Source organism: Pseudomonas sp. S1(2024) (genome assembly GCF_046557535.1).
In genome coordinates this window covers 1-8861 of the sequence record NZ_JBKGFP010000052.1, presented here as the reverse complement: position 1 = coordinate 8861, position 8861 = coordinate 1, and the positions used below count along the sequence as shown (strand labels likewise).

The window sequence follows — 8861 nt, the reverse complement described above, 5'->3', positions numbered from 1 at the left end:
CCTCCAGGGCAGAAAAACCAGCCCCACCAGGTCCACAGCCAATTTGACGGCCCGCGCTGTACCTGTGGGAGCTGGCTTGCCGGCGATGGGGCCGGTACAGGCAAGCAATATTATTCAGCGATCAGCCAGTCCATGCGGAAGCTGTCGGCGGTTTGTGCCAGCTCTTTGGCCAGCCATGGCAGCAGCTCCTTGAGCTCTTCTTCCAACCCCCACGGCGGGTTGGCGATGGCCAGACCGGAGCCGTTGAGCCCCTGCGGGCTGTCCTGGTGGTGCACATACAACTCGACCCGCAGCAGTTTCGGTGCGCCGGTGCTGGTCAGGTCCTGGTAGAAGCGGGTCAGCGAGCGCTGGTCCTTTATCGGGTACCAGATGGCCGCGACAGTCTGGCGCATGCGGCCGATCGCCTCTTTCATGGCGGTAGTGCAGCGCTTTAGCTCGTCAGCCTGTTCGAACGGCGGGTCGATCAACATGATCGCGCGCTTTTCCTGCACCGGCAGCAAGGCCCGCGGCACATGCCAGCCTTCGCCCAGGTGCACGAACACGCGCGGGTCTTTCTTCATGTTCTCTTTGAGCAGCGGCCCGTCTTCAGGATGCTTCTCGTTGAGCAGGGCGCGGTCCTGCTGGCGCATCAGACGGCGAGCCAGCTCGGGCGAACCGGGGTAGTAGCGCAGCTCGCCATCGGCATTCAGACGCTTGATGATTCGCAAATAGTCGTCAGCCATGGCCGGCAGGTCATCGCGATTCCACAGGCGGGCGACACCTTCCAGGTACTCGCCGGTGCGGGTTGCCTGGTCGCCCTGCAGGTCGTAAAGGCCGAGCCCTGCATGGGTATCGATATAGGCGAACGGCTGCTCCTTGCGCGACATCAGGGCGATGAGGCGGGTCAGCACGATATGTTTGAGGACGTCGGCGTGGTTGCCGGCGTGGAAGGCGTGACGATAGTTCATGGCAACTCCTGCGGGGGTGGCAAGTTTACCTTGCCTTGCAGGCGGAGTCAGGCCTGGCTGCTGATCGGCGACGGCATCTTCGCGGGTAAACCCGCCACCACAGGGCCTGCACAGATCTCAGACCCTGTGGAGCATCTGTGGGAGCGGGCAAGCCCGCGAAGAAGGCAACACCGAATCAGACGGTATTACTTGTCAGCGTGATACGCCGCATCAGCAGTCTCGAACCGCTTGACCATTGCCTGCGACGGGCTGCCCAGCTTGCTCACCACGAAGATGGCAATGCTGGCGAACAGGAAGCCCGGGATGATTTCGTACAGCCCGAGGGTGTCGAAGTTCTTCCACAGGATCACGGTCAGTGCGCCCACCACGATACCGGCCAGTGCGCCGTTACGGGTCATGCCTTTCCACAGTACCGAAATCAGCACCACCGGACCAAAGGCAGCACCGAAGCCGGCCCAGGCGTAAGCCACCAGGCCCAGCACGCGGTTTTCCGGGTTGGAGGCCATGGCGATGGCGATCAGGGCGACGGCCAGCACCATCAGCCGGCCGACCCACACCAGCTCGACCTGCGAAGCGTTCTTGCGCAGGAAGGACTTGTAGAAGTCTTCGGTCAGGGCGCTGGAGCACACCAGCAGCTGGCAGCTCAGGGTACTCATCACCGCCGCCAGGATGGCCGACAGCAGTACACCGGCGATCCATGGGTTGAACAGGATCTTGGCCAGCTCGATGAACACACGCTCGTGGTTCTCGGTGACCGGGCCCGCCAGATCAGGGTGCGCCGAGAAGTAGGCGATGCCGAAGAAGCCCACGGCGCAGGTACCGGCCAGGCACAGGATCATCCAGGTCATGGAGATACGGCGGGCGTTGGCGATCGACTTCACCGAGTCGGCGGCCATGAAACGCGCCAGGATGTGCGGCTGACCGAAGTAGCCCAGACCCCAGCCCATCAGCGAGATGATGCCGATGAAGGTGGCGCCCTTGAGCATGTCGAAGTTGGCCGGGTTGACCGCATCGATGGCAGCGAAGGTGGTATCGAAGCCGCCGGTGGAGATCAGCACGATCACCGGGGTGAGGATCAGCGCAAAGATCATCAGCGAAGCCTGCACGGTATCGGTCCAGCTCACCGCCAGGAAACCACCGACGAAGGTGTAGGCGATGGTCGCGGCGGCACCGGCCCACAGGGCGGTTTCGTACGGCATGCCGAAGGTGCTCTCGAACAGACGGGCACCGGCAACGATACCGGAGGCGCAGTAGATGGTGAAGAACACCAGGATCACGATGGCCGAGATGATCCGCAGCACGCCGCTGCTGTCTTCGAAGCGGCTGGAGAAGTAGTCCGGCAGGGTCAGTGCATCGCCGTTGTGCTCGGTCTGCACGCGCAGACGACCAGCGACGAACAGCCAGTTCAGGTAGGCGCCGACGGTCAGGCCGATGGCAATCCAGGCTTCGGACAAGCCTGAGAAGTAGATGGCACCCGGCAGGCCCATCAGCAGCCAGCCGCTCATGTCGGAAGCGCCGGCGGAAAGCGCGGTGACCACGCTACCCAGGCTGCGACCGCCGAGGATGTAGTCGGAAAGGTTATTGGTGGAGCGATAGGCGGCGAAGCCGATCAGCACCATTGCCGCGATATAGACCACGAAAGTGATCGTTAGTGGATTGCCCATGCGTGTGCCCTGGCGTTTGTTTTTATGTCATGCACAACCGCAGCCATGGCGGTTGCACCCAGGCGGCGAATCCTATGCAACAACGCAAAGCGGGTGCAACCATTTTTCATTTGCAAGTTGCACCTTCTCGTGCATTTTCAGACAAATCTGATTTTTTGCTCCTTTTGGGAGCAACACCCCCGCTTTTCAGAATAAAACGCACCGAAAACGACCCTTTTCCGGGCATGGAAATGACGGTCGGACGAGTTGCACCTTTTCCATGAAAAATTCGGGTTGCACCTGGTTGCACCCGAATTGTCCTACAGCTACTCTTGGCGCCAGCTTAGGCCACAACCGTGGCAATAACGAGGATAAGAAATGGCGACGACCACCCTTGGGGTCAAACTCGATGACCCGACCCGTGAGCGACTCAAGGCAGCTGCGCAGTCGATTGACCGCACCCCGCACTGGTTGATCAAGCAAGCGATCTTCAACTACCTGGAGAAGCTCGAGGGTGGTGCCACCCTGACCGAACTCAACGGCCATGCCAGCAACCTGGCCGACGACGCCGGTGAGGTCCAACCCGACCACAGCCACCAGTGCTTCCTCGAGTTCGCCGAGAGCATCCTGCCGCAGTCGGTGCTGCGCTCGGCGATCACCGCCGCCTACCGCCGCCCCGAACAGGAAGTGGTACCGATGCTGCTGGAGCAGGCGCGCCTGAGCGCCCCGCTGGCCGAAGCGACCAACAAGATGGCCGCCGGCATCGCCGAAAAACTGCGTAACCAGAAGAGCGCTGGCGGTCGTGCCGGCATCGTTCAGGGCCTGCTGCAGGAATTCTCGCTGTCGTCCCAGGAAGGCGTGGCACTGATGTGCCTGGCCGAAGCCCTGCTGCGCATCCCCGACAAGGGCACCCGTGACGCGCTGATCCGCGACAAGATCAGCACCGGCAACTGGCAGCCGCACCTGGGCAACAGCCCGTCGCTGTTCGTCAACGCCGCCACCTGGGGCCTGCTGCTGACCGGCAAGCTGGTGTCCACCCACAACGAATCCGGCCTCACCTCCTCGCTCACCCGCATCATCGGCAAGAGCGGCGAGCCGATGATCCGCAAGGGCGTCGACATGGCCATGCGCCTGATGGGCGAGCAGTTCGTCACCGGCGAAACCATCGCCGAAGCCCTGGCCAATGCCAGCCGCTTCGAGTCCAAGGGCTTCCGCTATTCCTACGACATGCTCGGCGAAGCCGCACTGACCGAGCACGACGCACAGAAGTACCTGGCGTCCTACGAACAGGCCATCCACTCGATCGGCAAGGCCTCCCATGGCCGTGGCATCTATGAAGGCCCGGGCATCTCGATCAAGCTGTCGGCGCTGCACCCGCGCTACAGCCGCGCCCAGTACGAGCGCGTGATGGAAGAGCTGTACCCGCGCCTGCTGTCGTTGACCCTGCTGGCCAAGCAGTACGACATCGGCCTGAACATCGACGCCGAAGAAGCCGACCGCCTGGAGCTGTCGCTCGACCTGCTCGAGCGCCTGTGCTTCGAGCCTTCGCTGGCCGGCTGGAACGGTATCGGCTTCGTTATCCAGGCCTACCAGAAGCGCTGCCCGTATGTGATCGACTATGTCATCGACCTGGCCAAGCGCAGCCGCCACCGCCTGATGATCCGCCTGGTGAAAGGCGCCTACTGGGACAGCGAAATCAAGCGCGCCCAGGTCGAAGGCCTGGAAGGCTACCCGGTCTACACCCGCAAGGTGTACACCGACGTGTCCTACGTCGCCTGCGCCCGCAAGCTGCTGGCCGTGCCAGAAGCCATCTACCCGCAGTTCGCCACCCACAACGCCCACACCCTGTCGGCCATCTACCACATTGCCGGTCAGAACTATTACCCGGGCCAGTACGAGTTCCAGTGCCTGCACGGCATGGGCGAGCCACTGTACGAGCAGGTGGTCGGCAAGATTTCCGAAGGCAAGCTGAACCGTCCGTGCCGCGTCTATGCACCGGTCGGCACCCACGAAACGCTGCTGGCCTACCTGGTGCGTCGCCTGCTGGAAAACGGCGCCAACACCTCGTTCGTCAACCGCATCGCCGACCACTCGATCTCCATCCAGGAACTGGTCGCCGACCCGGTCGCCAGCATCGAGCGCATGGGCACCCAGGAAGGCAGCATCGGCCTGCCGCACCCACGCATCCCGCTGCCGCGTGAACTGTATGGCAGCGAGCGGGCCAACTCGGCCGGCATCGACATGGCCAACGAACACCGCCTGGCGTCGCTGTCCTGCGCCATGCTGGCCACCGCCCACAACGACTGGAAAGCCACGCCACTGCTGGCCTGCGCAGCCAGCGAAGGCACCGCCGCACCGGTCCTGAACCCGGCGGACCACCGCGACGTGGTCGGCCATGTTCAGGAAGCCACGGTCGCCGACGTCGACAACGCCATCCAGTGCGCACTGAATGCCGCTCCGATCTGGCAGGCCACCCCGCCGGCCGAACGCGCCGCCATTCTGGAGCGCACCGCCGACCTGATGGAGGCCGAAATCCAGCCGCTGATGGGCCTGCTCATCCGCGAAGCCGGCAAGACCTTCGCCAACGCCATCGCCGAAGTGCGTGAAGCCGTGGACTTCCTGCGCTACTACGCGGTGCAGGCACGCAACGACTTCAGCAACGACGCCCACCGCCCGCTGGGCCCGGTGGTGTGCATCAGCCCGTGGAACTTCCCGCTGGCGATCTTCACCGGCCAGGTAGCCGCAGCGCTCGCCGCCGGCAACCCCGTACTGGCCAAGCCGGCCGAGCAAACCCCGCTGATCGCTGCCCAGGCCGTGCGCCTGCTGCTGGAAGCCGGCATTCCTGAAGGCGTGCTGCAGCTGCTGCCTGGCCGCGGTGAAACCGTCGGTGCCGGCCTGGTGGGTGACGAGCGCGTCAAGGGCGTGATGTTCACCGGTTCCACTGAAGTGGCCCGCCTGCTGCAGCGCAACGTCGCCGGCCGCCTGGACAACCAGGGCCGCCCGATCCCGCTGATCGCCGAAACCGGCGGCCAGAACGCGATGATCGTCGACTCCTCGGCACTGACCGAGCAGGTGGTGATCGATGTGGTGTCCTCGGCCTTCGACAGCGCCGGCCAGCGTTGCTCGGCACTGCGCGTGCTGTGCCTGCAGGAAGACTCCGCCGACCGCGTGATCGAAATGCTCAAGGGTGCCATGGCCGAAAGTCGCCTGGGCTGCCCGGACCGCCTGGCCGTGGACATTGGCCCGGTGATCGACGCCGAAGCCAAAGCCGGCATCGAGAAGCACATCCAGGGCATGCGCGAGAAAGGTCGCTCGGTCTACCAGGTGGCCATTGCCGATGCTGCGGAGCTCAAGCGCGGCACCTTCGTCATGCCGACCCTGATCGAGCTGGAAAGCTTTGACGAGCTCAAGCGTGAAATCTTCGGCCCGGTGCTGCACGTGGTGCGCTACAACCGTCGCAACCTGGACCAGCTGATCGAGCAGATCAACAACTCCGGCTACGGCCTGACCCTCGGCGTGCACACCCGCATCGACGAGACCATCGCCAAGGTGGTGGAAACCGCCAACGCCGGCAACATGTACGTCAACCGCAACATCGTCGGTGCAGTGGTGGGTGTGCAGCCGTTCGGTGGTGAAGGCCTGTCCGGCACCGGCCCGAAAGCCGGCGGCCCGCTGTACCTGTACCGCCTGCTGTCGACCCGCCCGGCCGACGCGATTGGCCGCCACTTCCAGCAGCAGGACGGCGAAGGCAAGCCTGACCGCGCCCTGCACGAACAGCTGATCAAGCCGCTGCACGGCCTGAAGGCATGGGCTGAGAGCAACCAGCTGACCGACCTTGCCACGCTGTGCAGCCAGTTCGCCAGCCAGTCGCAGAGCGGCATCGCCCGCCTGTTGCCAGGCCCGACCGGCGAGCGCAACAGCTACACCATCCTGCCGCGTGAGCACGTGCTGTGCCTGGCCGACAACGAAGCTGACCTGCTGGCGCAGTTCGCCGCAGTGCTGGCCGTTGGCAGCTCGGCGGTATGGGCGGATGGCGAGCCGGGCAAGGCCCTGCGTGCCCGCCTGCCGCGAGAGTTGCAGGCCAAGGTCAAATTGGTGGCGGACTGGAACAAGGATGAAGTGGCGTTCGACGCCGTGATCCACCATGGCGACTCGGACCAGCTGCGCGGCGTGTGCCAGCAGGTGGCCAAGCGTGCCGGGGCGATCGTGGGTGTGCACGGGCTGTCCAGCGGCGACCACCAGATTGCGCTGGAGCGCCTGGTGATCGAGCGGGCAGTGAGTGTGAACACTGCTGCTGCCGGTGGTAATGCCAGCCTGATGACCATTGGCTGAGGTTGAGGGTTGTTAACGAAAAAAGGAGAGCTTCGGCTCTCCTTTTTTTATGGGGGCTGGGGTTGGGCTGACAGGTGTTCATTCAACCTGAAGCCAAACCCTCACTGCTTCATCCCCAACTCAGCATCATCCATCAGTGCCTTGGCCATCGCACTCAGGTAATGGGCAGCCCAGATCATCATCGGCTTCTCATCCATCAGCCCGGTAATGGTCAATTCGCGGACATAACCCATCAACTCCGACGACTGCTCACGGGCGTCCCTGCACGGGATGCCAGGCTCGATGCGGATTGGGTGTCTTCTGTTGTCATTGTTCAATCCCCTGATAATTCTCGAGTGCCTGGCCGGGCCTATTCGCGGGCGCGCCCGCTCCCACAGGATCACCACAAGCTTCATGACTTGCACCGTACCGGTGGGAGCGGGCATGCCCGCGAAAGGGCCGGCTCAGGCGACACATCATTAAGCCTCAGTGCGAAGTTCGCGACCTAGATTAGGATCTTCGAGTGAATCTGCGTTCAGGGGTGGATCAGGAACTATCACCACCTGCTGTCAAACAAGAGGGTGGCAGCTGTGCATGGGTTGACAGACCGGTAGAAAAATCCAAAAAACCCGGCGCACACCGTTACCCGCGCTTTCGCCAGAGCCACAATAGGCACCAGCCTTTCCCAGCCTCCGAAGTCAGCATCAGCCCAATCCACACCGAGTTACTGATACTGGAAGCCAGCATCGGCAACAACAGGATTATGGATATCGACGGAACGATAAAAAAGATGCGAAAGGGGATCTGCACCATCGCCAAATAGACAGCCAACCGGCAACGCATTAGAAACAACCCGCAGGTCGCTATCAACGAAAGCTGCAGAATCAGGCCTAGCCAGACGATTAGCTCTAGCCCTCCTCCCCAGATCTGCATGTTGCTCAATGCGTCCTTGAAATCCGTCCAGAAAGGTATGGCACCTCGCTCCGTACTGCGGAAAACATAAAGGCAGATGTAGAACGCGTCCATGCCTCCCCAAAACAGGAAAGCGATCGCATGCCAGCTCAAGTTCGAGTTCTTCAATATGCTCCCTCTTCGAACCGCGCCGGAATACCGAGCTTCGCAGGGGCGGCCTTTCGCCGCGAAAGGGCCGCAAAGCGGCCCCGGCAAATTCTGCTGCGACGCTGCTCAAGCCATGGACGAAAGTGCGATCAAAGCAAACAGCTGCGCTGCTGTAATTACGGCAGCCAGCAGCATCCACAACCAATTGGCCAGCGTGAAACGGCTGTTGGCCACTCCTGCCTCATCCCCCGCGCTGAAATTGGCGCCTTTCTGCATGGGCACCAGAATGACCAACCAAGCTGCTTGAATGACTACACCCGCAAAATACGCCGCCCACAACTGATCATCCAGAATCACACTGGCAGCCACCCAGGCAGCACACATACCGTAGTAGCCCAGCGCGAGCCCCAGAATGGACCAAGGGTAGGTTCTGCCTGACTCGCGAATATGATCATTCACCCTTTTCAATAACGGGTAGATGAAGAACACTGCAAAAGCGCTTCGCCAGAATGGGCTGACCTTTTCTCCTGTCCTCACTCCATGCAGCTTCCAGCTCTGATAAAAGCAATACAGCCAGTAAAAACCAAGGGTGAAGAAGGTCATTACGCCAAACTTCAGGGGCGAGACTACGAAGAAGGGAAGTTGCTTGCCCTCGAAATCAGTCAAGTCGTTCTTGTGGACATCACTCATCAGAAAAGCCTCATTGCGAACACCAAAGCACACATTCAAGGCCAAATGGCATTCGATCCGCAGTAGTCCAGTTCCACTCTGACTTGTGGGAAACGTCTCTACATTTTCCTGCGCCTGCTCCGGCCCTTTCGCGGGTAAACCCGCTCCTACAGGTGCAGCGTTGATGGCTGGGGCTGCGCAGTACTTGTGGGAGCGGGTTTACCCGCGAAAG

General features: G+C 62.0%; 7 protein-coding genes. 2 read left to right on the top strand and 5 right to left on the bottom strand.

Annotated elements, in window-relative coordinates; translation table 11 throughout:
- Positions 1–110: 110 nt before the first annotated feature.
- Both ACLCGK_RS14370 and putP read right to left on the bottom strand, forming a co-directional pair.
- On the bottom strand, positions 111–947 hold the full coding sequence (locus ACLCGK_RS14370; RefSeq protein ID WP_410952227.1) for a 23S rRNA (adenine(2030)-N(6))-methyltransferase RlmJ: 837 nt from the start codon (positions 945–947) through the stop codon (positions 111–113).
- A gap of 185 nt (positions 948–1132) precedes the next feature.
- Positions 1133–2611: a sodium/proline symporter PutP gene (gene putP / locus ACLCGK_RS14365; RefSeq protein WP_410952226.1), complete on the bottom strand. Its 1479-nt coding sequence runs from the start codon at positions 2609–2611 to the stop codon at positions 1133–1135.
- 74 nt (positions 2612–2685) lie between these two features.
- Between putP and ACLCGK_RS14360 the strand changes: the two genes are divergently transcribed.
- Together ACLCGK_RS14360 and putA are read left to right on the top strand one after the other, a co-directional pair.
- Complete coding sequence (locus ACLCGK_RS14360) at positions 2686–2874, top strand: hypothetical protein (RefSeq protein ID WP_143493363.1); 189 nt, start codon at positions 2686–2688, stop codon at positions 2872–2874.
- 94 nt (positions 2875–2968) lie between these two features.
- Entirely contained in the window at positions 2969–6922 is a 3954-nt protein-coding gene (gene putA / locus ACLCGK_RS14355; protein WP_015272041.1) for a trifunctional transcriptional regulator/proline dehydrogenase/L-glutamate gamma-semialdehyde dehydrogenase, read from the top strand.
- Positions 6923–7023: 101 nt separating this feature from the next.
- On the opposite strand, the gene ACLCGK_RS14350 is transcribed toward putA, so the two are convergent.
- The 3 genes from ACLCGK_RS14350 to ACLCGK_RS14340 form a co-directional block, all read right to left on the bottom strand.
- Positions 7024–7275, bottom strand: a complete 252-nt coding sequence (locus tag ACLCGK_RS14350; RefSeq protein WP_410952228.1) for a DUF3077 domain-containing protein — start codon at positions 7273–7275, stop codon at positions 7024–7026.
- Between the two features lie 268 nt (positions 7276–7543).
- Positions 7544–7981 carry a hypothetical protein gene (locus ACLCGK_RS14345; protein ID WP_039612463.1) on the bottom strand — a complete coding sequence of 146 codons (438 nt, stop codon included), beginning with the start codon at positions 7979–7981 and terminating at the stop codon, positions 7544–7546.
- A gap of 105 nt (positions 7982–8086) precedes the next feature.
- The gene (locus ACLCGK_RS14340; RefSeq protein WP_410952225.1) at positions 8087–8650 is read right to left on the bottom strand and encodes a hypothetical protein; all 564 of its coding nucleotides are present in this window, start codon (positions 8648–8650) and stop codon (positions 8087–8089) included.
- Between the last annotated feature and the right edge of the window lie 211 nt (positions 8651–8861).